27 protein-coding genes, 1 tRNA gene and 1 other RNA gene are annotated in these 23,769 nt (G+C 61.9%); 13 read left to right on the top strand and 16 right to left on the bottom strand.

Annotated elements, in window-relative coordinates; genetic code table 11:
* The first annotated feature begins 34 nt into the window (after positions 1 to 34).
* The 5 genes from FQP90_RS13555 (at position 35) to FQP90_RS13535 (ending at position 3,409) form a co-directional block, all read left to right on the top strand.
* The gene (locus FQP90_RS13555; protein ID WP_144651332.1) at positions 35 to 322 is read left to right on the top strand and encodes a hypothetical protein; all 288 of its coding nucleotides are present in this window, start codon (positions 35 to 37) and stop codon (positions 320 to 322) included.
* On the top strand, positions 306 to 1,031 hold the full coding sequence (locus tag FQP90_RS13550) for a collagen-like protein (protein WP_167510492.1): 726 nt from the start codon (positions 306 to 308) through the stop codon (positions 1,029 to 1,031). Before FQP90_RS13555 ends, FQP90_RS13550 begins: the two co-directional genes overlap by 17 nt.
* Entirely contained in the window at positions 1,028 to 1,942 is a 915-nt protein-coding gene (locus FQP90_RS13545) for a hypothetical protein (protein WP_144651328.1), read from the top strand. The genes FQP90_RS13550 and FQP90_RS13545 overlap by 4 nt, the downstream gene beginning before the upstream one ends.
* Positions 1,943 to 1,945: 3 nt before the next feature.
* Entirely contained in the window at positions 1,946 to 2,281 is a 336-nt protein-coding gene (locus FQP90_RS13540) for a hypothetical protein (protein ID WP_144651327.1), read from the top strand.
* Between the two features lie 90 nt (positions 2,282 to 2,371).
* A complete protein-coding gene (locus FQP90_RS13535) occupies positions 2,372 to 3,409 on the top strand; it encodes a hypothetical protein (protein ID WP_208760008.1) in 1,038 nt (345 codons plus the stop codon).
* 463 nt (positions 3,410 to 3,872) lie between these two features.
* Here FQP90_RS13535 and FQP90_RS13530 read toward each other — a convergent pair whose 3' ends face one another.
* On the bottom strand, positions 3,873 to 4,478 hold the full coding sequence (locus tag FQP90_RS13530) for a hypothetical protein (RefSeq protein ID WP_144651323.1): 606 nt from the start codon (positions 4,476 to 4,478) through the stop codon (positions 3,873 to 3,875).
* Between the two features lie 72 nt (positions 4,479 to 4,550).
* Here FQP90_RS13530 and FQP90_RS13525 point away from each other — a divergent pair, with 72 nt between their 5' ends.
* The gene (locus tag FQP90_RS13525; protein ID WP_144651321.1) at positions 4,551 to 4,916 is read left to right on the top strand and encodes a hypothetical protein; all 366 of its coding nucleotides are present in this window, start codon (positions 4,551 to 4,553) and stop codon (positions 4,914 to 4,916) included.
* 145 nt (positions 4,917 to 5,061) lie between these two features.
* Here the strand turns inward: FQP90_RS13525 and rnpB are convergent.
* Positions 5,062 to 5,451, bottom strand: an RNA gene (gene rnpB / locus FQP90_RS13520) — RNase P RNA component class A.
* A 57-nt stretch (positions 5,452 to 5,508) separates the two neighbouring features.
* Here rnpB and FQP90_RS13515 point away from each other — a divergent pair.
* Positions 5,509 to 6,273: a YaaA family protein gene (locus FQP90_RS13515; RefSeq protein ID WP_144651320.1), complete on the top strand. Its 765-nt coding sequence runs from the start codon at positions 5,509 to 5,511 to the stop codon at positions 6,271 to 6,273.
* Positions 6,274 to 6,319: 46 nt separating this feature from the next.
* Here FQP90_RS13515 and FQP90_RS13510 read toward each other — a convergent pair whose 3' ends face one another.
* Positions 6,320 to 7,057 carry a zinc ribbon domain-containing protein gene (locus FQP90_RS13510; RefSeq protein ID WP_144651318.1) on the bottom strand — a complete coding sequence of 246 codons (738 nt, stop codon included), beginning with the start codon at positions 7,055 to 7,057 and terminating at the stop codon, positions 6,320 to 6,322.
* 89 nt (positions 7,058 to 7,146) lie between these two features.
* The gene (locus FQP90_RS13505) at positions 7,147 to 8,073 is read right to left on the bottom strand and encodes a Nif3-like dinuclear metal center hexameric protein (RefSeq protein WP_144651316.1); all 927 of its coding nucleotides are present in this window, start codon (positions 8,071 to 8,073) and stop codon (positions 7,147 to 7,149) included.
* A 125-nt stretch (positions 8,074 to 8,198) separates the two neighbouring features.
* Here FQP90_RS13505 and msrA point away from each other — a divergent pair, with 125 nt between their 5' ends.
* The 3 genes from msrA to epsC all read left to right on the top strand — a co-directional run bounded on the left by msrA (position 8,199) and on the right by epsC (position 10,352).
* Positions 8,199 to 8,723, top strand: coding sequence for a peptide-methionine (S)-S-oxide reductase MsrA (gene msrA / locus FQP90_RS13500; RefSeq protein ID WP_144651314.1), 525 nt, complete (start codon positions 8,199 to 8,201; stop codon positions 8,721 to 8,723).
* Between the two features lie 67 nt (positions 8,724 to 8,790).
* On the top strand, positions 8,791 to 9,726 hold the full coding sequence (gene cysK / locus FQP90_RS13495; RefSeq protein WP_144651312.1) for a cysteine synthase A: 936 nt from the start codon (positions 8,791 to 8,793) through the stop codon (positions 9,724 to 9,726).
* A 41-nt stretch (positions 9,727 to 9,767) separates the two neighbouring features.
* Complete coding sequence (gene epsC / locus FQP90_RS13490) at positions 9,768 to 10,352, top strand: serine O-acetyltransferase EpsC (RefSeq protein WP_144651310.1); 585 nt, start codon at positions 9,768 to 9,770, stop codon at positions 10,350 to 10,352.
* Here epsC and FQP90_RS13485 read toward each other — a convergent pair.
* On the bottom strand, positions 10,349 to 11,188 hold the full coding sequence (locus FQP90_RS13485) for an oxidoreductase (protein ID WP_144651308.1): 840 nt from the start codon (positions 11,186 to 11,188) through the stop codon (positions 10,349 to 10,351). The two genes, epsC and FQP90_RS13485, sit on opposite strands and share 4 nt — an antisense overlap.
* A 102-nt stretch (positions 11,189 to 11,290) precedes the next feature.
* Complete coding sequence (gene gndA / locus FQP90_RS13480) at positions 11,291 to 12,727, bottom strand: NADP-dependent phosphogluconate dehydrogenase (RefSeq protein ID WP_014922062.1); 1,437 nt, start codon at positions 12,725 to 12,727, stop codon at positions 11,291 to 11,293.
* Positions 12,728 to 12,968: 241 nt separating this feature from the next.
* Here gndA and FQP90_RS13475 point away from each other — a divergent pair, with 241 nt between their 5' ends.
* Entirely contained in the window at positions 12,969 to 13,697 is a 729-nt protein-coding gene (locus tag FQP90_RS13475) for a FadR/GntR family transcriptional regulator (protein ID WP_144651306.1), read from the top strand.
* Between the two features lie 10 nt (positions 13,698 to 13,707).
* Here FQP90_RS13475 and FQP90_RS13470 read toward each other — a convergent pair whose 3' ends face one another.
* Genes FQP90_RS13470 through FQP90_RS13460 form a run of 3 tightly spaced genes read right to left on the bottom strand, consistent with a single transcriptional unit; the run spans position 13,708 to position 16,474 of the window.
* Positions 13,708 to 14,757 carry an L-idonate 5-dehydrogenase gene (locus FQP90_RS13470; RefSeq protein WP_144651304.1) on the bottom strand — a complete coding sequence of 350 codons (1,050 nt, stop codon included), beginning with the start codon at positions 14,755 to 14,757 and terminating at the stop codon, positions 13,708 to 13,710.
* Entirely contained in the window at positions 14,757 to 15,527 is a 771-nt protein-coding gene (locus FQP90_RS13465) for an SDR family oxidoreductase (protein WP_144651302.1), read from the bottom strand. The genes FQP90_RS13470 and FQP90_RS13465 overlap by 1 nt, the downstream gene beginning before the upstream one ends.
* Before the next feature lie 35 nt (positions 15,528 to 15,562).
* The gene (locus FQP90_RS13460) at positions 15,563 to 16,474 is read right to left on the bottom strand and encodes an NAD(P)-dependent oxidoreductase (RefSeq protein ID WP_144651300.1); all 912 of its coding nucleotides are present in this window, start codon (positions 16,472 to 16,474) and stop codon (positions 15,563 to 15,565) included.
* Between the two features lie 81 nt (positions 16,475 to 16,555).
* On the opposite strand from FQP90_RS13460, the gene FQP90_RS13455 reads away from it, so the two are divergent.
* Both FQP90_RS13455 and FQP90_RS13450 read left to right on the top strand, forming a co-directional pair.
* Entirely contained in the window at positions 16,556 to 17,623 is a 1,068-nt protein-coding gene (locus FQP90_RS13455; RefSeq protein WP_144651298.1) for a D-2-hydroxyacid dehydrogenase, read from the top strand.
* Positions 17,624 to 17,746: 123 nt separating this feature from the next.
* Entirely contained in the window at positions 17,747 to 18,235 is a 489-nt protein-coding gene (locus FQP90_RS13450) for a hypothetical protein (RefSeq protein ID WP_144651296.1), read from the top strand.
* Between the two features lie 90 nt (positions 18,236 to 18,325).
* Here the strand turns inward: FQP90_RS13450 and FQP90_RS13445 are convergent, their stop codons facing one another.
* The 7 genes from FQP90_RS13445 to FQP90_RS13415 all read right to left on the bottom strand — a co-directional run bounded on the left by FQP90_RS13445 (position 18,326) and on the right by FQP90_RS13415 (position 23,293).
* Complete coding sequence (locus tag FQP90_RS13445) at positions 18,326 to 19,684, bottom strand: MFS transporter (protein ID WP_144651294.1); 1,359 nt, start codon at positions 19,682 to 19,684, stop codon at positions 18,326 to 18,328.
* Positions 19,685 to 19,812: 128 nt separating this feature from the next.
* Entirely contained in the window at positions 19,813 to 20,607 is a 795-nt protein-coding gene (locus FQP90_RS13440) for an IclR family transcriptional regulator (protein ID WP_144651292.1), read from the bottom strand.
* Positions 20,608 to 20,862: 255 nt separating this feature from the next.
* Positions 20,863 to 21,153 (bottom strand): hypothetical protein, encoded by a 291-nt coding sequence (locus FQP90_RS13435; RefSeq protein WP_144651290.1) that lies wholly within the window; start codon positions 21,151 to 21,153, stop codon positions 20,863 to 20,865.
* A gap of 114 nt (positions 21,154 to 21,267) precedes the next feature.
* A tRNA-Val gene (locus tag FQP90_RS13430) sits at positions 21,268 to 21,343 on the bottom strand.
* 77 nt (positions 21,344 to 21,420) lie between these two features.
* Complete coding sequence (locus tag FQP90_RS13425) at positions 21,421 to 22,377, bottom strand: NAD-dependent protein deacetylase (RefSeq protein WP_144651288.1); 957 nt, start codon at positions 22,375 to 22,377, stop codon at positions 21,421 to 21,423.
* Positions 22,374 to 22,877, bottom strand: a complete 504-nt coding sequence (locus tag FQP90_RS13420; RefSeq protein ID WP_144651285.1) for a peroxiredoxin — start codon at positions 22,875 to 22,877, stop codon at positions 22,374 to 22,376. Before FQP90_RS13420 ends, FQP90_RS13425 begins: the two co-directional genes overlap by 4 nt.
* Positions 22,874 to 23,293, bottom strand: coding sequence for a DUF3052 domain-containing protein (locus FQP90_RS13415; protein ID WP_026542347.1), 420 nt, complete (start codon positions 23,291 to 23,293; stop codon positions 22,874 to 22,876). The genes FQP90_RS13420 and FQP90_RS13415 overlap by 4 nt, the downstream gene beginning before the upstream one ends.
* Positions 23,294 to 23,769: the final 476 nt, after the last annotated feature.

Raw genomic sequence — 23,769 nt, 5'->3', positions numbered from 1 at the left:
CCGTGGCAGGAACTCAATTCAAAGGGGCAGGCGTGTGGATCCAGCGCTCATTACCGCCATCGTCGGAGGCCTCATGGCCTTCGGCGGCGGCGCTTGGAAGCTCATCGACAGGGCGGACAAGAAGCGCGAACGGAGGGAGGTTGCCGTGGAAGCACTCCTGACAGCGCGCATCGCGGAACTTCTCAAGCGGGTCAAGTCTCTCGGACGGTACAACTCTCGAATCAAAGCGGCGGCTGGCAAGTGGCGGGAACAGTTGATCGCGAATGACATCCAACCCGACCCCGCCGAATGGCCGGAGGATGACCATGACGACAGTGAATGACCCGGAACTCGAAGCGGCGCAGGCCGAGGCTGCGAAGTCCAGACAGACTGACAAGCGGGTGAAGCTGCTACTCGCGGGCCTGTCTCTGTTACTCCTAGCTGTTGTGGTCTTCGCAGGCTGGCTGGCATTCGACAACCACCGGCTGGCCGTCGTGAACGCCCAATATGGGGCTGAGCAGGCGCAGGAGAAACAGAACCTCGCCCAAGCCGCCACGGACGCGCTCTGCCAAGCAACGGACCAGACAGCGGCTGCTTCGGAGACTTGCCGGAATCTGGAGAAGGCAGCAACCGAGCCGACCCAAGGCCCACAAGGTGTTCAAGGGGTCCAGGGTGTTCCCGGCCCCCAAGGTATCCCGGGAGTGCCTGGTGAGAAGGGCGACAAAGGCGACACGGGAACTGCTGGGGCCGCTGGCACTGATGGTTCGGACGGCGCCGCGGGCGCGGATGGCGCTGACTCCACAGTCGCAGGCCCGCCTGGGCCTCAGGGAGAGCAGGGACCTATCGGCCCGGTTGGCCCAGCAGGTCCCGCCGGAGCCACGGGCGCCGTCGGCGACAATGGTGCAGACGGTCGAGACGGCGCCTCGCCCTCGTCCATCACCTTCACGTCAGGCCCGATGGCCGGCTACACCTGCACCGCCGACCCACCCGGGTCCAGCACCTACACCTGTGCCGCGCCGGCGGCCTCACCACCACCTACGAAGGAGTCATGATGGCGTTCGAGCTCTCAAGGTTTCAGTTCTGGCTCACTTCAGTCCTCGGCGCGTACATCGATGTTGACCAGTTCGCGGGGGCTCAGTGCTGGGACCTTCATGCGCACTTCGCCAATTTCTTCGGGCTGCCTGTCATCAACACGACAGGGGGTGCCGTGAAGTGGTCTGGGTTCGCAGGAACCATGTACCGCGATTACCCACAAACCAAGGCCATCGAGGCGGCATATGTCCGAATCCCACCCACGGAACGGGCCCTGCCCGGCGATACGGCGGTGTGGGGAGATTCGTTCTGGTACTACCCCAAGACGCACGTGGCCCAAGTGATCGAGGACCCCGGCTATGAGTACGTCCGGTGCGCATCGCAAAACAGTTCCGAAAGCCGGTGGGACAACCCCTTCCCAGGGCAGTCGTCCGGCCCGGTACTTGATCAGTGGCTCCCTAAGCAGGGCCTCCTCGGCTACCTGCGCCCCCGCAATGGCCTTGTCCTGCAAGGCGAAATCATCCAACCAGAGGAGGATGTCATGGCATCACTCGAAGAAGTACGCACCGTAGTCCGAGAAGAAATTGCCGCTCTCACGCAGGAAGGTGAGGCGAAGAAACGCAACGCAGGCCCCCTGTTCGGGGTTGCGGGCAATGCCAAAGCTGCGAAGGACGCCGCCGAAGAGGCGCGAGACCTTCTCCGCCCGGGCGTTGAGAAGGTCCGTTTCGCAGGCCCGATCCCGGGCATGCTGGCATCCATCCAAGGACAGCAAGCGGGCCTGCTGGAGGCCGTGAAACAGCTCGCGTCCAAGCCAGGCTCGCCCGTTGACCTTGCCGCTGTGGAGCAAGCGGCAAAGGCTGGGGCGGAATCAGCCCTCTCCGACCTTCAGGCCACCGCAACGACCACCGTCACTCTGAGCCAGGAAGGCTAAGCCATGGAGAACACTGAACTGCTCATCACCGTCATCACGGCAGTGCTGACAATCTTCTCCCCTCTGGCCATCGCCCGCGCCAAGAACGAGTCGTGGTCCAAGACGGTCCGGGTGGCCGTGCCCATCATCGTCAGCCTGATCCTGGCCACGGTTTACCTCGTTGCCCGCGGCCAATTGGTGCTGGTCACCCCGGATGACTGGCTGCAGGCTGTCCTTGCCGTCTACGGTCTTCAGCAGCTCGCCTACACCACGATCCTGCGATGGTGGTCCACAATCCTCGAACAGCGTGGCCAGGTACCTGCGGACGATGCGCCGGAGCACCGAGCCGAACAGCAATAGGCGGCGGCACCATGACGGCCCCCACTCTCAGATTTGGGAGTGGGGGTCTCGTCGCGCTTAAGGCCACGTCCCGCTGGGTAGGATGACTGCATGCAGAACGCCGACAGTCAATCCTTGAGCAGAGAATTCCTGCCCAGCAATTATGAGCCGTGGCCGGGCGGCCATTTCCGATGGTCATCCATCAAGGACTTCCATCAGGCTGGTACGTGGGCTGATGGCATCCATACAATATCGCTGGAGTCCGGCCCAGACCTCGATCTCTTCTTCCACGGGAACCCACTCGCTGATGGCAGAAAAGTTGTGCCGGTATTCTTCAACGGTGCAGTGACTGCCCGCGAAACCAAGACGGGCCCGTTCTTTTCGGGGCGCAAGATCGCTCACACGGCTAACGTAGGGTTCATTGCAGTGTCGGACCCCTCTCACAACATCGACCATTCCTTGGGGCTGAGTTGGTACGCCGGCAACCGCTACCAGGATCTGCAAGCCAGCATCACCGAAGTACTTCGGGCAATTGCATCCGAAGGGGCGCACGAGTTGTTGTTCATTGGCGGTTCGGGCGGCGGGTTCGCGTCTCTGTACTACGGACACCAGATCGGCGAACACGCTTCGGTGCTTGTCTGGAATCCACAGACGAGCATCACGGAATACGACATCCGATTCGCTAAGAACTATTTCGCCCAGGCGTTTGGTGCAGGGGCCGAACTCGACGGCGATAACTGGAAGCCGTTCGCGAAGGACCTTGCTGCAAGTTTCGGCGTCGAGACTGAAGCCCTGCAGTCGAAGCCTCGACGGCTGCTGTACATGCAGAACGGCAGCGATTGGCACACCCCGGTCCACGCCGTGCCATTCATTCAAGCCGGCGGGTTCCAGCACCTTGGCCACGGCCTGTACGCAACGGACGAGAACCACATCGTGTGGGCAGCCAACTACGGCGTCGGGCATGCCCCGCTTCCGGAGAGCATTCTGCTCGTTGCCCTCAGCCTATTGCTCAACCCTGAGATTACAGTTTCTGCGGCCGCTGCACAGATGGTGGACACATTGGCCGAGGGTGCCACGGCGCTTGCCCCAGGATGGCCGCGGGTCGCCGGGGTGCTGCCGATTGACACCGAACTGCACAAATTGTCCTGATGCCACATACAAAAAGGGACCCCCTCGCAGAATAGCGAGAGGGTCCCTTTTTCGGCTTAGTACCAGTAAGTGTCTTTGCAATCGGGACAGAACCAGAGACCAATCTCCAGCTTCCATGAACTGCCGTTGCCGTTCACCCGTGAGTTGCAGTGGCCGCATGTTTGGTTCGCCCGCGGTAGAGGAGCAGTGTGCTCGCCTGCGTGACCTGCCGAGCCTACACACTCGGCGTCGGCGCCAAGCGGACCACCACAGAGTCCCTCTACTGGGGCTAGGTCGCCGCCCACAACCGCGGGCTCAAACGAGCGCTCGGATGGAAGATTGGCCGCGGAATCGCGAACCGTGAAGGATGTGGATTGATTGCTGTGATCAGCGCTTTGAAGTGGCCCCATAGATGCAAGATAGCCGAAGGAAAGCGTTTGGAGTAATTTGACTTGTAAATTGACAGGACTTGTCGTACGTAGGGCTAGTTAGGCTGAAGCTCCGGGACAGGCCATGTGCGCATCGCCCACTGACGTTCAGGCCAAGTTTCCAGGCGCAAGCGCCTCATGTCTCGCTCGATAATCAACCGGCCCGAGCGCTTCTGCCAAAGCCAAGTCGTGATGAAATTCACGTAGTCATTGGTCCTTTTCCGCGCCACGAGGATCTCTTCAGTGTCGTGGTCTCCATCGTCAGGGCGGGCTCCCAGGGCGATGTAATCGACTTGGAGCCGTTTCATCCATTCCATCAATTCGATCACAAAGGCTTCGTGCTCATGCATCACTTCAACAGCTAAGACTCGAATTGCGATATCGAGGTCTGACATGTGACTGCGAAACGCCACTATGTCGCGGTGGCTGGCTCGCATGGCACTGAACGCCGCACGGATCACGGCCCCCGCCATCGTGATGACCCTCTGCTTGGCCGCTTCGTCACGCTGGTGTGCGTTGCTGATGGAAGCAACGTACAGCGCGACCCCAATGGCCACAATGCTGATCAGTGCAGGCAGGAGTGCCAACGAAAATGCCAGTGGGTCGAAGGCCCTAGTACAGCTGATGCTGTTGTCAGTCAGGGTGCAGTAATCGGGCAACATTCCTCATTTCACGTCCAAATTCTATGGCGTCAGTCTATTTTGCCTGTCATACCCCAGGCGTACGCTGCCCGCATGAATGAATTCGAAACCAAGGCCCTTGCTGGCGACTGGCGGGCGGCATCCATGGTCCTCTCCCGCGCTCACGTGCGCCCTGAAGTCCTAGCGGCCCTAATGACCCCAGACGCCCACCTGGAGGTCGTCCTGGGCGTGCTTGGACGTCAGGACGTGACTCCGGAGCATTTGGCGTGGGCCGCGACCTTTGACAACGCGCTGATCCTTGGCCGTGTGGTGTCAAACCCGAAGACGCCAACTTCATTGGTCCGCGAGATCCGGGATCGGGTGGCTGATCGCGATGCACATATTTGGATCCACCTCCGGGAGTACGCTGCCAGGGTCTTGGACCGGACCGCCCGGGATTCCGGGCTGCATGGAGGCTAGGGAGTTTTTCAGGGAGTTTTTCCCGGGAGTAAGCCTTAGAAATAGGCAGAAACACGCGGAAGCAGTAAGAGGCTTCTAAGCCCGGAAACACGCAGCAAAAAGGGGCCGATCCCCGCAGAATCACGGGAGATTCGACCCCTCAGGGTGGATGGGTCGACCGATACGCCGGGTTCTGTCATCCCCTGCCGTTACCGGCAAGGGAGTGGCGGCCATCCATCTACGAACGCCGTTGCCGACGCCCTCCAGCAGCCTACCCGGACACTCGGGCGAGCAGCCCTCAAGCGTGTCCTGTCTGGCCTTGCTCCGGGTGGGGTTTACCTAGCCTCCCCGGTCACCCAGGGAGCTGGTGGTCTCTTACACCACCGTTTCACCCTTACCTGCGCCCGGTGACGCAAGCGTCACTGGTGCAGGCGGTCTGTTCTCTGTGGCACTGGCCTGCGGGTTACCCCGAGTGGGCGTTACCCACCACCCTGCTCTGCGGAGCCCGGACGTTCCTCGAGCCACTTTCGTGGCGCGCGACCGCCTGGTCGACCCATCCGTCGTCAAGTCTACCGGCGTTGGGACAGCCCAAAGACCCCGGTAATATCGACTGGTGCTGATTCTCCTGCCGCCCTCAGAAGGCAAGACCCCCGCTTCCAATGGTCCCGCCATCGAATGGGAGTCGCTGAGCTTTCCGGAGCTGAACCCCGCCAGGGCGAAGGTCCTCGAAGCTTTAGGAACGGTGAGCGCGCACGAGGACGCCCTGGCGTTGCTGGGCGTCGGCGCCTCGTTGCGGGACGACGTCGAACGTAATACCCGGCTGCACGCCGAACCGGCGGCTCCCGCGCACCAGGTCTACTCAGGGGTCCTGTATGACGCCCTGGGCTACAACAGCATGACCCCCGCGCAACGCCGCAAGGCGACCGAATCCATCCTGGTGGTGTCCGCCCTGTGGGGCGCCATCGGCTTCGGCGACCATGTGCCCGCCTACCGGCTGTCCATGGGAACTGCACTGCCCGACGTCGGACGCCTCGCCTCCTACTGGAAGCCGCAGCTCAACGCTGCCCTCACCCAACGGGCCGAGGGCGAACTGTTGGTGGACTGCCGCTCCAGCACCTACGCTGCTGCTTGGGCTCCCCCGGCGACGCAGACGGTAAACGTCAACGTGTTCAGCGAGTCGAACGGCAAGCGCACGGTGGTCAGCCACTTCGCCAAGCACACCCGGGGTGAACTGGCGCGGCACCTGCTGACGCGGCGTGGCAAGGCACCGGCTACTCCAGCTCAGCTGGCGAAGGCAGCCAGTGAAGTCTGGACGACGGAACTCGTCGAGGGCACGGCCCGCAAGCCGCACGCGCTGAACATCATCCTGCCGAAGTAGGTCCGGGCCAGCCAGATTGGTCCCGGCTCAGTTCCATTCAGCCGGCTCAGTTCCATTCAGCCGAGCGGACCAGGATGACTCCAGAGTCCGGGCAGAAAACGATCTCGTCCTCGGCTGCCGCTTTGACCTCGGCGAGGTCGCCGGGGCTGAGCATCATGCCGGACCCTTCGGATTTGCCATGGAACAACCTGGCGGCGCCGACACCCCTCTTGGCTATCGTCTTCTCGTAAACCGCCAGCAGTCCCCCTTCCAAGGTGTCCGCGAAGGCGGCCCTTTGGCCACGCACCACCGTCTCTTCGGCGGCAATCTCTGCGATTGCTTCGTCCAGTTCGGCACGGATACTGCCGAAAGATCCCTGGATATCGTCGACGATCGCCTGCTGCGCCGCCTGACGTTCCCGGAGGGTATCCAAGCGCTCCAGGATTTCCAGCTCGACATCCTCGAGGTCGGAACGCCGCTTGTTGAGTGAGGCGATGTCACTCTGCAGCGCCACCAGGTCCTTGGACAATCCGGTGCCGCTGTTCAGCCGGGTTTCGTCGCGTTCGATGCGTGAAGCAACCTGTTCCACGTCGGCTTCCGCGCGGCGCAGTTCGGCCTCGGCGTCGTGCACGGCAACCTTTGCCGCGCCCAGTTCACCATTGGCCACGCTGAGGGCATCCGTCAGGTCCGTGATGCGGGGGTCCGTTTCAAGTACCTTCCGACGGCCGGCCAGCGACTTGAGCCTGGCATCCAGTCCCTGCAGTTCAAGCAATTTCAATTGTTCTGCCGGTGCTGCTTTCGCCACGCTTACCTCCGCTTGTCGCCGCCGTTCCTGGAGATCAGGTCCGGCCGGACGGCCTGTTTCTGTTGGGGCCGCCCATATCTTTCTAGACTCTAGTCCCCGCCGGGAGTCAGTATGAAGTCCCATGGATCACTGTTGGTGCTGCTAACGCGGATCTCGACGTCGTAGCCCTGGTCTGCGAGCACGTTGCCCAGTGCTTCGGCAGCGGCCGGCAGCCACAGCCACTCGCTGGCAAAGTGCGATACGTCGATCAAGTAGGGCCGTCCGTTGGTGGCGCCTTCACGCGCTTCCGACGCCGGGTGGTGACGCATGTCTGCCGTCACATACACATCCGCATGGCTGGCCCGCACGGCGTCGAACAGGGAGTCGCCGGCGCCGCCGCAGACAGCGACTCGCCGTACCAGGCCATCCTTGTCCCCAGCGACGCGGACTCCCCCGGCAACTGCGGGCAGCATCTCAAAGACACGGGCAGCGAAGTCACCCAGAGTCATGAGTTCCCGTAGCTCGCCCACCCTTCCGATCCCTTCCTCCGGCAAGCCGTTGGCCGCCACGGTGAGGGGCGTGACATTCTCCAGCCCGAACGCATCGGCCAGGACGTCCGACACTCCCCCAACGGCCGAATCGCCATTGGTGTGCACAGTCAACAGGCCAGTGCCCGCTTCAATCAATCGGTGGACCGCGAGGCCCTTGGCCGACGTTGCGGCAACGGAGTTCACCCCTTTGAGCAACAGGGGGTGATGGGTAATAAGGAGTTCGGCGCCCCACTCGATGGCCTCATCGATCACTGCCAACGTGGGGTCCACGGCGAAAAGTACCTTGGTGACTGGGACCGTGGGACGGCCGACCACAAGGCCTACCTCGTCCCAATCCTCGGCCAGCGACTCCGGCCAGAGCTCCTCGACAGCCAGCAACACCTGACCGAGCGTGGGATCACCGCTGGCTTCAACTGTTTGGTCGTCTTCTGTTTCGTCATCTTCGACGGAATCCGCATCAGAAATGCCAGTGTTTACAGCTTCCATACCCATATTCTTCCCTACTGCGCTGGATCAGGCAGTTTTCCGTCCCCGCGACACCTGCCAGGTGCCGTAATTCTCCCGTAAGGTGAACCGGGAATCATCAGCCCCTCCGATCCATTGAAGAGAACATGAAAACTTTCGTACTTGGCGGCGGCTGCTTCTGGTGCCTGGATGCCGTTTACCAGAAGACCCGCGGCGTTAGCTCAGTTGTGTCGGGTTACACCGGCGGCCATGTCCGTAATCCCGATTATTACGAGGTCTGCTCTGGAACCACCGGGCACGCGGAGGTGGTGGCCGTAACGTTCGATGAAACCGTGGTCCCCGAAGAGGTGATCCTGGATATGTTCTTCGCCCTTCACGATCCCACCACGCTGAATCGGCAGGGCTACGACGTCGGAACCCAGTACCGCTCATCGATGTTTTACTCCACAACGGAGGAAAAAGTGCTGTTCGAAGAAGCGATCGAGCGAGCCCAAGCCCTATGGTCCGATCCGATTGTGACCGAAGTAAGCCGCCTTCCCGAGTTCCACGAAGCCGAAGAAGTCCACCAGAATTACTATGCCAAGTTCCCCTATCAGGGGTACTGCCAGGTGATCATTAATCCCAAGCTGGCGAAGGCCCGGAAATATTACTCTGCATGGCTTACTGCTTAGCAGGGTTTCGATCCGGCTCGTTAGGCTGACCTCAGCATTCCCTCTTCAGAGATAGGCGTAAATTTTCATGGCAAGGATCTACGACGACGTCACGCAGCTGGTCGGCCGCACTCCACTGGTTCGCCTGAACCGGCTTACCGAAGGCCTCGACGCCACGGTTGCAGTCAAGCTTGAGTTCTACAACCCGGCCAACAGCGTCAAGGACCGCATCGGTGTGGCCATCATTGACGCAGCTGAAAAGTCCGGCGCCTTGAAGCCAGGCGGAACCATCGTCGAGGGCACTTCCGGAAACACCGGTATCGCCCTGGCACTCGTTGGCGCAGCACGCGGTTACAAAGTCATCCTGACCATGCCTGAAACCATGTCCACCGAGCGCCGGGTCATGCTGCGTGCCTACGGCGCCGAAATCGTCCTGACCCCTGGATCCGAAGGCATGCGCGGCGCCGTGGAGAAGGCCCAGGAAATCGTGGCCAACACGGAGAACTCCATTTGGGCCCAGCAGTTCGCCAATGAGGCCAACCCGGCCATCCACCGCACCACCACGGCCGAGGAAGTCTGGGAAGACACCGACGGCGAAGTGGACATCTTCGTTGCCGGCGTGGGCACCGGTGGAACCATCACCGGCGTGGGCCAGGTCCTCAAGGAACGCAAACCGGGTGTCCAGATCGTGGCCGTCGAGCCAAAGGACTCTGCCATCCTCAACGGTGGCGCTCCCGGCCCGCACAAGATCCAGGGCATCGGCGCCAACTTTGTTCCCGAAATCCTGGACACCAACGTCTATGACGAAGTCCTGGACGCCACCCTGGAGGATTCCGTCCGCGTTGCCCGCGACCTCGGTGCCCGCGAAGGCATTTTGGGTGGCATTTCCTCCGGCGCCATCGTCTGGGGCGCCCTGGAGCTCGCCAAGCGTCCTGAGAACGCCGGCAAGCTGATCGTCGCCGTCGTCTGCGACTTTGGAGAGCGCTACATTTCCACCGTGCTGTTCGACGACATCCGCGGCTAACACCAGGCACGCACACCTTCATTTCCTGTAGAAAGGTCTTTGTGAGCTTCTTCGCAAGGCTTAAGGAAGACCTCGACGCCGCCCGGTCACATGACCCGGCGGCTCGAGGCTCTTTTGAGAACTTTTTCGCCTATTCCGGCCTGCACGCAATTTGGGCGCACCGGCTGACGCATCGGCTGTGGCAGAATCCGGCACTTCGCTTCCCTGCACGCCTGATCTCGCAGCTGGCCAGGTTCCTCACCGGCATTGAAATCCATCCGGGCGCCACCATCGGCCGCCGGTTCTTCATCGACCACGGCATGGGAGTGGTGATCGGAGAAACCTCCGAGATCGGCGAGGACGTCATGATCTACCACGGCGTGACGCTCGGCGGCCGCTCCTTGGCCAAGGTCAAGCGCCACCCGACCATCGGTGACCGCGTCACGATCGGCGCAGGTGCAAAAGTCCTGGGGCCCATCACCATCGGCGCGGACAGTGCAATCGGCGCCAACGCCGTGGTGGTCAAGGATGCGCCACCGGAGTCGATCATCACGGGAATTCCCGCCACGTGGCGGCACCGTGACGCGAAGTCGGAGAGAAAACCGGCAGTGGATCCGGCGGAGTACTACATCGAGTACCGGATCTAGCCGGCCAGCCTCTTGTAGAGATTCAAGAAGACGGCGTCGAAAATCCTGTCCGGAAGAATTCTGCGCATTGCCAGGACGCTCCAGGCTCCCCTGCCCACCGGGTAGCGGGTCCTGGGGCGTCTTGCTTTCGCAGCCCGAACAATGGTGTTGGCCACAACCCGCGCCGGCGTTGAGAGCACATGGCCCGGTCCCGAGGTGGATGCCAGTGCAGCAGCCACAATGTGTGCATGCTCTTTGTAAGGCCCGTCACCCGAGTTGGCCAGCAGGTTCCCACCAGCGATGGTTCCCCATTCGGAGTCCGTTCCCGACGGTTCAATGACCACCACGTCGATGCCGTGGGGCCTCAGCTCCAGGCGCAGGGAGTCGCTCATGCCCTCGACGGCGAACTTTGTGCCGTGGTACCAAGCGCCCAGCGGCTCGTAGATCTTCCCGCCTATGGATGAGACGTTGATGATCCGGCCCGAGCTCCTGCTGCGCATCCCGGGAATCACCAGCTGGGTCATCCTGGCCAGGCCCATCACATTAACCTCGAATTGGCGCCTGCCCTCGGCCATGGGAACCTCTTCGAGGGAGCCGTAGGAACCGTAGCCGGCATTGTTCACCAGGACATCGATCCGCCCGTAAGCCGCCTCCACCAGACCCACGGCGGACACCATGGATTCCTCCGACGTAACGTCCAACAACATGACCGTGATGCCATGCCGCTTCAGGGGCTCCATCTTGTCAACGCGGCGTGCCCCTGCGTAGACGGCGTATCCGGCGGCCCTCAAGGCGATGGCCGTTTCGAACCCGATTCCCGTGGAGGCGCCGGTGACCAGTGCGACGTGGGCTGGCATGGCATCAATCCTTCGCTGGCGGCCACCGCACCGGCACCCGGTACGGCAAAGGCCGGCTCCTCCCAGCGTAACGGGGAGGAACCGGCCTTGGGCACGGGGGTGCTAGTGGGTGTCGACTGCCGAGATCTCGGACTTGTCTTCGCCCCAGAGGGTGTGGAACGTGCCTTCGGTGTCTACGCGGCCGTAGGTGTGTGCACCGAAGAGGTCGCGCTGGCCCTGGATCAGGGCGGCGGCAACGCGCTTGCGGCGCAGGCCGTCGTAGTACGCCAGCGAGGAGGAGAACACCGGTACAGGGATACCCAGCTGCACAGCCGTGGCAACAACGCGACGCCAAGCCGGGAGTGCCTCTGCGATGGCCTTGGTGAAGGCCGGTGCGAACAGCAGGTTGGCGGGCTTCTCTTCGGCAGCGTAGGCCTTGGTGATGTCCTTGAGCAGTTCTGCACGGATGATGCAGCCTGCACGCCACAGGGACGCGATTTCGTCCAGCTTGAGGTCCCAGCCGTATTCCTTGGCAGCGGAGGTCAGCATGTCCAAGCCCTGGGCGTAGGAGACAAGCTTGGAGGCATACAGGGCCTGGCGGACATCCTCGACGAAGGTCTCCGGGATTTCCACGGAAGCTTCTTCACCTGCCAGGAGCTCCTGGCCAAGCTTGCGCTGCTCGGTCTGGGAGGACAGTGCGCGGGCGAACACGGACTCGGCGATGCCGGAGACCGGTGAGCCGAGTTCCAGGGCGGAGATGACCGTCCAGCGGCCGGTGCCCTTCTGGCCAGCGGCATCAACGACGACGTCAACGAACGGCTTGCCCGTCTTGGCGTCAACATGGCCCAGAACCTCGGCCGAGATTTCGATCAGGAAGGAGGAAAGGTCGCCCTTGTTCCACTCAGCGAAGATCTTGGACTGCTCGGCCGGCTCAATGCCCGCACCGGAGCGGAGGAGGTCGAAAGCTTCGCCGATGACCTGCATGTCGGCGTACTCGATGCCGTTGTGGACCATCTTGACGAAGTGGCCGGCGCCGTCGGTACCGATCCAAGCGCAGCAAGGCTCGCCGTCTACCTTGGCGGAGATTTTCTCCAGCAGCGGGCCGAGGGCGTCGTAGGACTCGCGGGAACCGCCGGGCATGATGGAGGGGCCGTTCAGTGCGCCTTCTTCGCCTCCGGAAACACCGACACCTACAAAGTGCAGGTCCTTCTTGGCCAGTGCAGCTTCACGACGGCGGGTGTCCTCGTAGTGGGAGTTACCGGCGTCGATGATGATGTCGCCTGCCTCGAGCAGTGGTTCGAGCTGCTCGATGACGTTGTCAACGGGAGCGCCTGCCTTGACCATAATGAGGACGCGGCGGGGCTTTTCAAGGGAGTCCACGAGCTCCTGCAGCGTTTCCGTACGGATGAAGTCGCCGTCCGTGCCGTGCTTTTCCAGCAAGGCGTCGGTCTTTTCCACGGAGCGGTTGTGGAGAGCCACGGTGAAGCCGTTGCGTGCGAGGTTGCGGGCCAGGTTGGCGCCCATCACCGCAAGGCCGGTGACACCGATGTGTGCTGACATCAAAACTCCAATTCGTTCGTGTACAAACAGTCCTGCGGGCACGCAGGAAGCGGATTCAAAAACCAGGGGCTGTAATAAACCATACGTATTTAAGTCTGGGGCGGGAAAGCGGAGCCCACGTTGTGGAACGGTTCCGCGTCATAAACAGTCTATGATGCCGGCGTGACGCCGTTGGCGCCCGAGGGCACTGCGACGCCGGTTGCTGGACGCGCGAGGTCTCCGCGCCACTATGCTTACCTCTATGTCAACCAGCCTCCACCACCGCGCCGTTGAGCATCTGGGAACCCGGATTGTCGGTGGCGCCCTTCCTACCGGCCACGTCATGCTGGCTGAGCATCTGGAAGACGAACTCAATGTCTCGCGCTCGGTGGTCCGTGAAGCTGTGCGGGTGCTCCAGTCGCTGGGGCTGGTGGAGACCATCAAGCGCGTGGGCATCCGGGTGCTTCCGGCACACCGTTGGAATCCCTTCGACCCTTTGGTGATCCGTTGGCGGCTTGCCGGCGAGGGGCGTGGCGCCCAACTGCGGTCGCTCGCCGAGCTGCGTTCCGCCGTCGAGCCCGTTGCGGCTGAGCTTGCCGCGGGCAACGCCCCGGAGAGCCTTCGGCAGGAGCTGGTGGGAATTTCGCTGGCCATGAAGGAGGCCGGCGACGCCGGGGACATGGCAACGTTCCTCGATCTCGATATCCGCTTCCATGCCTTGGTACTCTCCGGTTCGGGCAACGAAATGTTTGCCAACCTCATTGGCCAGGTCACCGAGACCCTGACCGGTCGAACAGTCCACGGCCTCATGCCCGAGCACCCCCAAAAGCAGGCGCTGCAGTGGCACATGGACGTAGCCCATGCCATCGACGCCGGTGACGGTCCCCTCGCGCGCGACGCCGCCGCCAAGATCATGCGCCAGACCATCGCGGAGCTGGCCCCCAGCTGGGACGACCAGCCCCGCGTCTTCGTTCCGGTCTCAAAGAACTAGGGCACCCACGTTACGGCTGGAAGTTCAGCAACACCTTGCCGGATTCCGCAGAGTTCTTCGCCACTTCGAAAGCTTCCAAACCATGGGCGAGGTCAAATTCGTGCGTCACCACGGGATCGACAAACAGCGAACCATCGGCAAGCGCCGCAATGACCTCATCGATCTCGTCGTTGAAGCGGAAGGAACCCAGCAGCTCCAGCTCGCGGGTGATGGCCAGGGAGATGAATACCGGCTGGGGCCCGGACGGCAGGAGGCCCACCATCACTACTTTGCCGCCGCGGGTAGCTCCCTTGATGGCCGAGGCCAGGCCGTAGTGGCTGCCTGAGGATTCAATGACGACGTCGGCGTCCACCGCTGCGATGGCCTCGGCTTCGTCACCCTTGAGGACCACATCCGCTCCGACCGCTTGGGCGATCTCCAGAGGCTTGTCATGCATATCGACGGCGACAATCCTGGCCGCGCCAGCGCGCTTCAGGACGGCGACGGTCAAGGCGCCGATAGGGCCGCTGCCGATGACAAGGGCCGTTTTCCCTTGGACGTTCCCCGCGCGGGCCACGGCATGCCAGGCGACACTGGCAGGCTCCACCAATGCGGCAGTGCGCAGGTCCAGGTTTTCCGGCAGCGGCCGGAGCATCCTGGAGGGCAGGTTTGCGTAGCGGCTGAAGGCCCCATCCGTGTGCGGATACCGCGCGGCACTTCCCAGGTAGGTGCAGCCTGGGGAAAGGTTGGGCCGGTCCTCGGGGTATCTGACATCGCCGGGCGCAGGCGTTGCCGGGTGGACGGCCACGGGCGTTCCTGCCGCCGGCCCAGTACCGTCGGCTGCTTGCTGGACAATTACACCGACGATCTCGTGACCCAGGACCAAGGGCTCTTTGAGGACGGACTCCCCCGCGGCACCGTGCAGCCAGTAGTGGAGGTCCGAACCGCAGATGCCGCCATAGGCGATCTCCACGATCGACTCATCCTCGGCAGGGGTGGCCAGCGGGATGTCTTCGATACGGAGATCGCCCTTGCCATGGGCAACAACAGCGGGACCGGAGGTGGGAAGGGTGATACTCATCAGACCACCACCGTCATTCCGCCGTCGACGAAGATCGTTTGTCCGTTGACGAAGTTGGACGCTTGGGATGCGAGCCACACAGTGGGGCCGGCGAGATCGGCAACAGTCCCCCAACGGTTGGCCGGAGTGCGGCCAAGGATCCAGGAGTTGAAGTCTTGGTCATCCACCAGGTTCTGCGTCATTTCCGTGTGGATGTAGCCCGGAGCGATCCCGTTGATCTGCAAGCCGGACGCAGCCCATTCGGCTGTCATGGCACGCGTCAGGTTGCGGAGACCACCCTTGGCAGCGACGTACGGCGCGATGGTGGGGCGGGCGAGGTCGGTTTGGACCGAGCAGATGTTGATGATCTTGCCTTGCTTCCGGGGGATCATGTGCCTGGCCGCTTCCCTGCCCACCAGGAAAGCGCTGGTGAGGTCCGTGGTGATCACCCGATCCCAGTCCTTGACGTCGAGGTCCAGCATGGGAACGCGGTGTTGGATCCCGGCGTTGTTCACCAGGATGTCCAGCGGCCCGACGTTCTGCTCAATCCATGCCACTCCATCAGCGGCGGCCGTGGCGTCCGTGACATCGAACGCAAGGCTGTGAACCCGGTCCTCGGAGTAGTCCGCGGCCATGGCCTTCCGGGCGGCGTCTAGCCGTTCGGCGTTGATGCCGTTGAGCACCACCGTTGCTCCGGCGTCGGCGAGGCCCCGGGCAAGGGCGTTGCCGATCCCCCGGCTTGAACCAGTGACCAGGGCAACGCGCCCGGTCAGATCGAAAAGTCCACTCATAGTTTGTTTTTCATTCCTTCTTCGGTTGCGCCGGCTCAGTTGCTGTTCGACGTCGCGGCTGGTGTCAGGCTCAGGTTGGCGATGGTTTGTCGGACGACGGCGAGGTCCTGGTCACCGAGTCCTTGGCGCTTGAGTTCGGCGTAGAGCTCCATCGCGGCCGTAGCGAGAGGCGCAGCTGAGCCCACCGCTTCAGCGCTGTCGAGGACGAAGCCGAGATCCTTGTGCATGAACTTGGCCGGCCCTGTGGGGGCATAGTCCTTGGCGGCCAGGCGTGGGCCGACATTGTCCAGCACCCGGCTTCCGGCCAGCCCGCCTGAGAGGACCTCAAAAAGGGCTTCCACGTCCATTCCGGAGCGTTCGGCGAGTTCGGCCGCTTCGGCAAGTGCCGCCGTCGTGGTTCCTACGATCAATTGGTTGCAGGCCTTGGCCAGTGAGCCCGCCCCAAGGGGCCCCATACGCCGGACGGTGGTCCCCATGGTCTCGAAGAGCGGCCTAAGCGCTTCAAAGCGCGATTCGGTGGTGCCGACCATAATGGCCAGCGTTCCGTTCTGAGCGCCGGTGGTACCGCCGCTGACCGGGGCGTCCACCACCACGGCATTGCCGCTGCTTGCTTGCCGGACTGTTTCGCCAAACCGCTGGACCGCGGTTGGGGAGACGCTGCTCATGATGACGACGGCGGTACCTGACGTAGGTGGCACGCTCCGCCAGGATTCGAGCAGGGCGGCGGAGGCTTCTTCGATGAATGGCAGGTCCGGGAGCATGAAGATGATGGCATCTTCATCGCGGAGGTCGGCGACCGCAGCTGCGCGACTGACGCCTGCCAAGCCGTCGAAAGCGGCATCGGAGCGGTTCCAGGCGGTGACTCCCCACCCTGCCTTGGCGATGTTGGCAGCCATGGGCGCTCCCATGAGGCCCAAGCCGACGAAACCGACTCGTTTGCTGGTCATGGTGGATTCCTCACTTCTTTGTGTTCATAGGCGGCGACGTAATTCCTCGAAATCTGTTCAATATCCTAGCCGCCATTCAGTATGATGAACACTATGACGACTGATGAACTTACCATCGCCATCGCTGTACCGCTCGAAGCAGAGCACGTAGAGCTGATTCGCGCAGTAGATCCCTCCGTAACAGTTCTCTACGATCCCGAACTGCTGCCCCCCGAGCGCTTCCCCGCCGATCACGCCGGCGACCCCCATTTCAAACGGACGCCCGAACAGGAGGAACGCTACTGGGCCATGCTGAACCGCGCGCAGGTACTGTACGGCTTTCCCAACGAAAGCCCTGCCGGACTCGCCCGGATTGCCGGCAGCAACCCGCACCTGCAGTGGATCCACGCCATGGCAGCCGGCGCAGGAGGAGCAGTCAAGGCTTCCGGATTGGACACTGAGACCCTTCAGAAGTTCCGCGTCACAACATCTGCCGGAGTTCATGCCCCGCCTTTGGCAGAGTTCTCCGCCTTCGGCATCCTCAACGGCTTCAAGCGCAGCGCGGAGATGGCACAGGATCAGGCTGCCAAGTTCTGGCCGGAACTGCGGACGCCCACCAAGCTGGTCAATGGCTCCACGCTGGTCATCACCGGCCTGGGTGAAATCGGTCTGGAAACCGCAAGGATCGCCCGAGCTTTGGGGATGAAAGTCAGCGGCACCAAGCGCAATGTCGAGGCCATCGAAGGCATCGACGAAGTGACGGACAACGACGGCCTGGCCGGTCTTTTGGCAAACGCCGACGCCGTGGTCAACACACTTCCCGGAACGCCCTACACCGAGAAGCTGTTCAACGCTGCCGTCTTCTCGGCAATGAAACCGGGAACCGTGTTCGTCAATGTGGGCCGCGGCACCGTGGTGGATGAGGAGGCCCTGCTTGAGGCTCTCGACAACGGGCAAGTCTCCTTCGCATGCCTTGACGTCTTTGCCGTTGAGCCATTGCCCCAGGACAGCCCGTTGTGGAATCACCCCAAGGTCCTGGTGTCACCTCATACCTCGGCCCTCAGCACAGCCGAGAACCGCCTGATTACCGAACGCTTCTGCAGCAACCTGCGCACCTTCCTGGACGGCGGCGAACTCCCCCACTTGGTGGATCCGGTTCACTTCTACTAAACCGGCAGACCTCCCACTTCGCACGCCCGGCAGCCGGATCACGGCTTCTGGGCGTGTTGTGGTTAAGGCATCCCAAGCGCCATTGTCGTCGCAGGTTCCCGTCCCGCGCAGTACCATCCCCCTATGGAAAAGCCTGCGATTGTGCGCATCTTTCCGGACTATGCAGACACAGTGTTGTGGCTCGACCGGCCTGTCGACTACGAGCTCGCCGGGCTCACACCATCCTTGGAACAGGAGCTCAAAGACTGGGAGCAGTTCTACTACGACTCGTTGACGCGCGATTTCGCTTGGAAAGCGCCGGACCTGCCCTCCTTCTACGCAGCTGAAGGCAACCGCTTGGCTCAACGCTTGGCCGATGAACTCGGCGACGGCTACGAAGTCCAGTTCACTCCATATGAGGAAAACGCAGTGGCACGTCGGTTCCGCGGTACGAAATCCCCCAACTCACGGGCCGTTGCTGCGTTCGATGCCCTCGTAGCCGCGGCGCGCGCAGAACAAGACAGGATCTCCCGCGCCCTTGCAGCCCACCCACCTGAAGAAGGCACAGGTTGGTTCGCTGCCTCGCCGCTTTCAGGAAACGTCTTCAAGCCGCCGCGGGCCGGCCAGGAATAGTCCGTCCGCACATGGCCACACCTCACAAAGCAGCGCGGCACCCTCCGCCGGGAGGCTGCCGCGCTGCTTTGCTGGGAAGGACCCCGAAGGCTACTTTGCGTCTTCCGTGCTGACGAGGTCGCGGCCGGCTGTCTCCGGGGTGAAGAACGTGGTCACGAAGGAGATCAGGGCCAGGACCAGGGAGTAGATGGCCAGGACCAGCCACGAGTGGTTGGTTGCAGCGAGCATGAGCGCGCCGAGCAGGGGCGCGAGGCCGCCAGCCAGGACTGCGGAGATCTCCCGACTCATGGCGACACCCGTAAAGCGGTACTGCGAGCCGAACAGCTCTGGCAGGAGCGGGCACTGAGGCCCAAGCATCGACTGGACACCGATGGCGATACCCACGGCCATCACTACCCATACCAGGGTGACGTTGCCCAAGGTGACCAAGTAGAACGCGGGGACGGCGATAATGGCCTGGAACAGGGCACCGTAGCGGTACACCGGAACGCGACCGTACTTGTCGGACAGAGCGCCGAACGTGACCACCATGACGGCAGCGAAGCCAGCGGCAATCAGCAGCCCAACCGGGCCAATGGAGTTGTTTCCAGCAAAGACGCCTGCCGGCATGCTCATGAACGACACCAGCAGCGCGGAGTAGATCGAGGAGTTGCCGTTCTCACCCATTCGGAGGCCGATGCCGATCAGGACGTTCTTCTTGGAATGCCTCCACAGCTCACCGATGGGGTTCTTGACCACATTTTTGTGCTTTTCCAACTCTTGGAACGCAGGCGTTTCCTTGAGCTTCAGCCGGATGAAGATGGCGACGGCAATCAGGATGAAGCTGGCCAGGAAGGGCACCCTCCACAGCCAGCCCTGCAGGACGGACTTGTCCGCCATGGCGATCAGCGCGAAAGTACCCGCGCCCAGAAGCGTGCCCAACTGGATGCCGACGAACGGCAAGGATGCGAAGAAACCACGACGACGGCGCGGAGCCACCTCTGAGATCAAGGTGGTGGCGCCTGCCTGCTCAGCACCTGCGCCAAGACCCTGGACGATGCGCAAAGCCACCAGCAGCACGGCTCCCAGCATTCCGGCCTGTTCAAAGGTGGGCAGCAGGCCGATGGCGAAACTTGCCGTTCCCATCAAGGCGATGGTGAGGATCAGGACCATCTTCCGGCCGAACCGGTCGCCGATGTAGCCAAAGAACAACCCACCAAACGGCCGGGCAGCGAAGCCGACGCCGTAGGTTGCGAAGGACGCAATCAGCGCCCCATCCGGGCCCAAGGGCGAGAAGAACAGTGGTCCGAAGATCAGTGCCGAAGCAAGCCCATAAATGTAGAAGTCGTAGTACTCCAGGGCTGAACCAACCGAACTGGCCAACGTTGCCCGCCGAAGCTGTTCCGGCTCAACTACAGCGTCGTCGGCCTCAGCCGCGAGCTTTGCATTAGTACGAGTTATCACAAGCACTCCCTCAAAATCACCCCGGGCCCCCGTTGGCCCAGCGAGATAGCGATGGCATCACCGCCAAGATCACTATGATGAACAGAGTACAGCTTGTTGAACTCACTGCCAAGGTTGTAATCAGATTTATTTGGTCAGCCCATTGGATTACCCAAAGAGCGGGCAAGCTCCTTGAGCTCCTTGACCATGAGGGCGCCCTGCTCCTCCGAATACGTAGCCTTCAGGGCTGTTACGGACAGGCCCAGGCTGGGGCCGTGGGCCCCGTGGGTGGGCACCGGCACGGCAAGGCATACAACACCCACCGTGGACTCTTCGTCCTCGAAGGCGAACCCCTGCTTGCGGATGGTCTTGATCTGCTCCTTGAGCGCCTCGGCTGTTCGCAAGGAGTTCGCGGTCATGACGGGCAGTTCCATGCCGTCCGGGAACATTCCATCAATGTCGTGATCGTGCAACTGCGCCAAGAGGGCCTTTCCGACGCTGCAGAGCGAGACGGGCATTTTGTCACCGATATTGGATGTCAGCCTGACCGCAGGGTGACCCTCATAGCGGGCGAGGTAAATGACATGATCGCCGTCGAGCATCGCGATCCGCACGGTTTCACCCGAAAGAGTGGGCGCCTGCTCACAGTATTTATAGAACTCCTGCACCTCATCGAGGCGACTAAGGTAGGCGGCCCCCAGTTCAACGAGCTTTCGCCCCAGCGCAAAGTCGGCGCCCTGCCTGGTGATCAGGCGTGCCTCTTCCAGCGCGAGGAGCAAGTTGGACGTGGAGGATTTTGGAATCCCGAGTTCGCGCGACAGATCGCTCAGTGTCAGACGCCCGGAAGGCGATCCTGCGAGGGCTTCGAGCACAGCGGCAGCGCGGGTGACAGCAGGTGCCGGCGACGACGCGCCCAGCCCTTCGGAGCGGGTAGTGCGGGAATCGGCCATGATTCTCCTTCGTCAGAGCAATCTGTTCGTTCAATCTGCTGAACACTACCCATCATAGTGGCACTGGGATGGGCCTGGTCGGTACTTAAGGGGGCAACTGGAGGGTGTTATGGGGCGGCACCCCGTTGTGTGGGCAACGCCAGACTGCTCCGCTTTCCAAACCCAAGAGTTCGCTGTATATTCATTTTCGAGCTCTCCACCGCGGCATCCCCCAATAGTCGTGGTGGAGAGCTCATCCATTTCCTGCGCGGATAGCTACGCCACAGCGGCTTCTTCGCCCCTCAGGCTCCAGCCCCCTCCAGAACCGTCCCGCACCAGTTGCCAAGTGACGAGGGCTGACCTCACATTGCCACCCAAACGAACCTGGACCTGCCAGACCTCTACGTCCACTCGACCCTGCCCCCGCGGCATACGCGTGGACGCTTCCCACCATGAGACGCGCTCAAACCAGCGGACTGGCTCCACTGCAATCTGCCATTCCCGGCTCCCCCTCACTACGGTGGCCGGGATTCCTTGGGCAGTTGTGCGGATGTACACGTGTTCCATGGACGAAACCATAGGGGCCAGCTCCGACATTTAAGGCGGTTCCGGAAACAGTTCACAGGCAGCAAAAAACCCCGCCCTCCAAGCCGTTTGGCTTGAATCGACGGGGTTTTTCTATGGTGGGTCCTACCGGGATCGAACCGATGACATCCACGGTGTAAACGTGGCGCTCTACCAGCTGAGCTAAAGACCCAAACAATGGTTTTGACGCTTCCCCAGTGCTTATTCACTGCTTCAGCGCTTCAACCAACGAACAATGACTCTACATGATCAATTGCCGGAAACGCCAATCGGTTCAGAAGCCTCTGGCAGATCCGGCAGAGTGCGCGACAGAAAGTCCAAGGCTCCGCTCACTCCGAGCTCCAGTTTCAGCACGGCAAATTCATCGCCACGAGTGGTGCCCCTGTTGATGATGACTACCGGCTTTCCGGCTTTTGCCGCGTGACGAACGAAACGCAAGCCGCTCTGTACCGTCAAGGATGATCCCGCCACGAGCAGGGCATCGGCCTCGTCCACCATCCGATAGGCGCGTGCTACACGCCCTTTGGGCACGTTCTCGCCGAAGTAGACAAAGTCGGGTTTGAGCGTCCCTCCGCAGACGGGACAGACAGCCATGACAAACGAGGTGATGAGTTCCGGATCCTCAACCGTTGCATCAGCATCAGGGGCCATCTCCACCACCCCCGATTCCACCGCAGCCTCCAGGAAGCCGGGATTGATTTCCTCAAGAATGGCTGCGATCAACCGCCTGCTGAAGGTATGCCCGTTGTCCAGGCAGATCACTTGGTCGAAGCGTCCGTGGAGGTCCACCACATTGATGCTTCCTGCGTCTTCGTGGAGCCGGTCCACGTTCTGGGTGATAAGCCCGGTCATCAGGCCACGACGCTCCAACAGCGCGACGGCGGCATGTCCGGCGTTGGGATCGGCGTGCCGGAGATGGGACCAGCCAATATGGTTCCGAGCCCAGTACCTGCGGCGGTTGGCCTCACTGCCGATGAACTCCTGAAAGGTCATGGGGTTGCGCGGCGCGGATCCGGGTCCTCGATAATCAGGAATACCGGAGTCGGTGCTCAGCCCGGCTCCCGTCAGCACAGCGAGGCGCCTGCCGCCCAAAATTTCCAGGGCCGGCCTCATGGCCGCCAGCTCGTCGGAATCGAGCTGCACCTCGCGAGCAGGCGGCATGCTGGCAAAACCCGTCATACCCACTCCGGGTCTGGTGCGGCTCACGGCTGGTGTTCGCCCAGCGCCAAGAGGGCTTGCCGATATTCGGCGAAGTCCCTTGCCTGGCCGCGCGGATTGACCACGACATAACGGATGATTCCCGACACGTCGATGATGAATGTACCCCTCAGTGCCATCCCACTCGCGGCGTCGAAAACTCCGTACTCCTGCGCTACCGCTCCATGCGGCCAGAAGTCGGCCAGAAGGTCGAAGTTTAAGCGTTCTTTCTCTGCGTAGGCACGTTGGGCGAATTTACTGTCCACAGATATCGCCAGCACGGTGGCGTTCGAATCCTTGAAGGCGGCGATGTTGTCGCGAATCTCACACAGTTCTCCGGTGCAAATGCCGGAGAAAGCAAAGGGGAAAAACACCACAACTACGTTGCGGCCCCGGTAGTCCGACAAACGGACGGGCTCACCGTACTGGTTCAGCAGTTCGAATTCCGGTGCAGGCTGCCCTATTCCAGGAACGAACACCGAATCAGGCGCCTGTCGGACTTCCGTCACTTGTTCTTCTTGGGCACCAGGCGCGTGGCACTCCAGTCCTTCGACACGCCGGCCGAGGTGGTGAGGTGCAGGCCGGACGTAGGCGCGGCATCCTGGATGTCGGCTGGAGAAACATAGTTGTCGCGGCCTGATTTGGGGGTCAGAACCCAGACAACTCCGCCTTCCTTCAGCGTGGTGAGCGAATCCATGAGGGCATCAACAAGATCACCATCGCCATCCCGCCACCAGAAGACGACAGCATCTACAACGTCATGATCGTCTTCATCCAACAGCTCGGAGCCCGTGACATCTTCAATATCGTCACGCAAGTCGAAGTCGACGTCGTCGTCGTAGCCGCGCTCCTGAATCAGATCCCCATCTTTGAAACCCATTCGTTCCGCCACATTTACCGATGTGGCGGCGTCGGCCTCGCTCACGTTTCCTCCTTTTGAAGTGACTTCCATTACTAACAGCCAACACCCTTTGGGCGTGTGCTTCAAGCCATTGTCCCTGCCATGAGGCACATTCCGCACCACCTAGGGCGTTTCGGGGCCGTGACAATCGAGTGCTTTCCGTCACGGAACCCTGCTGGGTGTGACATACAACGCCCTGCGGGGCTCGCGGCTACGCATCGCAGCGCCGCGAAAGCTAGAGTGGCCATGAGCGTTATGGCTGCAGGGCGATCGCCCCGCAGAATTCTACTGGGCAGCCATGCGCTCACAAGACCTGCCCGGCGCATCCGACCGGGCTGTTGAAACCGAGATGTCGCACACGACGCGTTCACGACGGGCAGTTACCCTGCCAGACCTGAGGCGCCGATGCATGCGCCTAAAGGAAGGTTGGACGTGGCTGCAGGAGAAGAGACCTCACACATCCTCAGCGGGTTGACTGCCCAGCTGCCTGATCGTGATCC

Origin of the sequence: Paenarthrobacter nitroguajacolicus, from assembly GCF_007786235.1 — a bacterium.
In the GTDB taxonomy this organism is placed as follows: domain Bacteria; phylum Actinomycetota; class Actinomycetes; order Actinomycetales; family Micrococcaceae; genus Arthrobacter; species Arthrobacter nitroguajacolicus_A.
Note: the sequence above shows the minus strand (reverse complement) of the source record. Positions and strands in the feature narration are given on the sequence as shown.

Excerpts from the sequence above, each read along its gene's own strand:
- FQP90_RS13470 (WP_144651304.1), bottom strand. The coding sequence starts at position 14,757 with ATGAGTATCACCCTTCCCACCTCCGGTCCCGCTGTTGTTGCCCATGGC.
- gndA (WP_014922062.1), bottom strand. The coding sequence starts at position 12,727 with ATGTCAGCACACATCGGTGTCACCGGCCTTGCGGTGATGGGCGCCAAC.
- FQP90_RS13455 (WP_144651298.1), top strand. The coding sequence starts at position 16,556 with ATGATGAACACTATGACGACTGATGAACTTACCATCGCCATCGCTGTA.
- FQP90_RS13485 (WP_144651308.1), bottom strand. The coding sequence starts at position 11,188 with ATGCCAGCCCACGTCGCACTGGTCACCGGCGCCTCCACGGGAATCGGG.
- FQP90_RS13535 (WP_208760008.1), top strand. The coding sequence starts at position 2,372 with ATGCAGAACGCCGACAGTCAATCCTTGAGCAGAGAATTCCTGCCCAGC.
- FQP90_RS13550 (WP_167510492.1), top strand. The coding sequence starts at position 306 with ATGACGACAGTGAATGACCCGGAACTCGAAGCGGCGCAGGCCGAGGCT.
- FQP90_RS13440 (WP_144651292.1), bottom strand. The coding sequence starts at position 20,607 with ATGGCCGATTCCCGCACTACCCGCTCCGAAGGGCTGGGCGCGTCGTCG.
- FQP90_RS13460 (WP_144651300.1), bottom strand. The coding sequence starts at position 16,474 with ATGACCAGCAAACGAGTCGGTTTCGTCGGCTTGGGCCTCATGGGAGCG.
- FQP90_RS13450 (WP_144651296.1), top strand. The coding sequence starts at position 17,747 with ATGGAAAAGCCTGCGATTGTGCGCATCTTTCCGGACTATGCAGACACA.
- FQP90_RS13435 (WP_144651290.1), bottom strand. The coding sequence starts at position 21,153 with ATGGAACACGTGTACATCCGCACAACTGCCCAAGGAATCCCGGCCACC.
- FQP90_RS13475 (WP_144651306.1), top strand. The coding sequence starts at position 12,969 with ATGTCAACCAGCCTCCACCACCGCGCCGTTGAGCATCTGGGAACCCGG.
- FQP90_RS13505 (WP_144651316.1), bottom strand. The coding sequence starts at position 8,073 with ATGGAAGCTGTAAACACTGGCATTTCTGATGCGGATTCCGTCGAAGAT.
- FQP90_RS13540 (WP_144651327.1), top strand. The coding sequence starts at position 1,946 with ATGGAGAACACTGAACTGCTCATCACCGTCATCACGGCAGTGCTGACA.
- FQP90_RS13465 (WP_144651302.1), bottom strand. The coding sequence starts at position 15,527 with ATGAGTGGACTTTTCGATCTGACCGGGCGCGTTGCCCTGGTCACTGGT.
- msrA (WP_144651314.1), top strand. The coding sequence starts at position 8,199 with ATGAAAACTTTCGTACTTGGCGGCGGCTGCTTCTGGTGCCTGGATGCC.
- cysK (WP_144651312.1), top strand. The coding sequence starts at position 8,791 with ATGGCAAGGATCTACGACGACGTCACGCAGCTGGTCGGCCGCACTCCA.
- FQP90_RS13530 (WP_144651323.1), bottom strand. The coding sequence starts at position 4,478 with ATGTTGCCCGATTACTGCACCCTGACTGACAACAGCATCAGCTGTACT.
- FQP90_RS13545 (WP_144651328.1), top strand. The coding sequence starts at position 1,028 with ATGATGGCGTTCGAGCTCTCAAGGTTTCAGTTCTGGCTCACTTCAGTC.
- FQP90_RS13525 (WP_144651321.1), top strand. The coding sequence starts at position 4,551 with ATGAATGAATTCGAAACCAAGGCCCTTGCTGGCGACTGGCGGGCGGCA.